1 protein-coding gene is annotated in these 1,006 nt (G+C 57.4%); it reads right to left on the reverse strand.

What is annotated here, in order from left to right:
• Positions 1-114 precede the first annotated feature (114 nt).
• The gene (locus I1969_RS10970) at positions 115-705 is read right to left on the reverse strand and encodes a hypothetical protein (RefSeq protein ID WP_195235148.1); all 591 of its coding nucleotides are present in this window, start codon (positions 703-705) and stop codon (positions 115-117) included.
• Between the last annotated feature and the right edge of the window lie 301 nt (positions 706-1,006).

Here is a 1,006-nt window from a genome sequence, read left to right on the forward strand (position 1 = left end):
CCCATCATCGCGGTCTACGGGGTCAAAGATATGGCACCGTGGGGACACATGTATGTCAATCCTGGTCTAACAGAGCCATTCAAAATGCGAATGAATTGCCAGTGCGACGTCCCCTTACGTCTTACTGGGCACGTCCAACGGAAGCAGCTCCCTAAAAGCGGAGTCGCCTTCGCCCACGTCTACCAGGCACCAGCGCTTATGACGGTCGATCTTGTGCACGCGGGCCTCTTGCCCCACCAAGGGACCCTGCTCTATGTGCAACACGCCGTCTTCTATGCGCGCCACGCTGTTGCGCACCACGCCGTCATCATCCAAAACGCTGCGGTACCAGTCCTGCGCATCGTCCGGCATGGGCATGTACGCCCGCTCCCTACTGCCGGCGATGCGGCAGCCAAAGCTCAACTGGGCCAAAGCCCTATCGAGCGCGGCGGCATCGTGCGTGGCGACGAAGAAATATTCCTTGTACATGGGTTTGGTTTGGAGCGACCAGGCGCCGTCCCGCTTAAACCAGAACTCCTTTTGCATCACAAAAGCGTCCTGCATCAGGTTGTGCGGGATAATGCAGCGGACCTTTTCGCAAGTCTCGCGCTCTTTTCCATTGGGGGTGTGGACCAGATACCAGCGGACGCGGCCGTGCTGGCTGTGAGTGGTGGCGCCGTTAAATGCGCCCGGCAGCTGCTCTTGGCGCCGTGCCGTCTGCTCCATGTTCTCGCCCCCTTTTCTTGCTTTGCGGCGCACGCAAATGCAGGGGCGTTTAGAACAGGCTTCTCGCTCGCAGCTAGGCGCAGTCGCAAAAGTACAGGTTTTTGTATCTTTCGACAGACGACATTATACCAGCAATTAATCAGCGTTTGCCCAGATTACGCAAAATGTACTGCTAGTAGGTACATCTCCATACCCCTCCTTGATTATCAACTTCATCCGAACATTTCCCACATTCATCCGCACATGTGCGGATGAATGTGGGAACCCGATACCCTGAGGGCCGGACCGGCCGGCCCCGGGA

The sequence above is a fragment of the Collinsella aerofaciens genome (assembly GCF_015548375.1).
GTDB classification, from domain to species: Bacteria; Actinomycetota; Coriobacteriia; order Coriobacteriales; family Coriobacteriaceae; genus Collinsella; species Collinsella aerofaciens_AB.

Excerpts from the sequence above, each read along its gene's own strand:
- I1969_RS10970 (WP_195235148.1), bottom strand. The coding sequence starts at position 705 with ATGGAGCAGACGGCACGGCGCCAAGAGCAGCTGCCGGGCGCATTTAAC.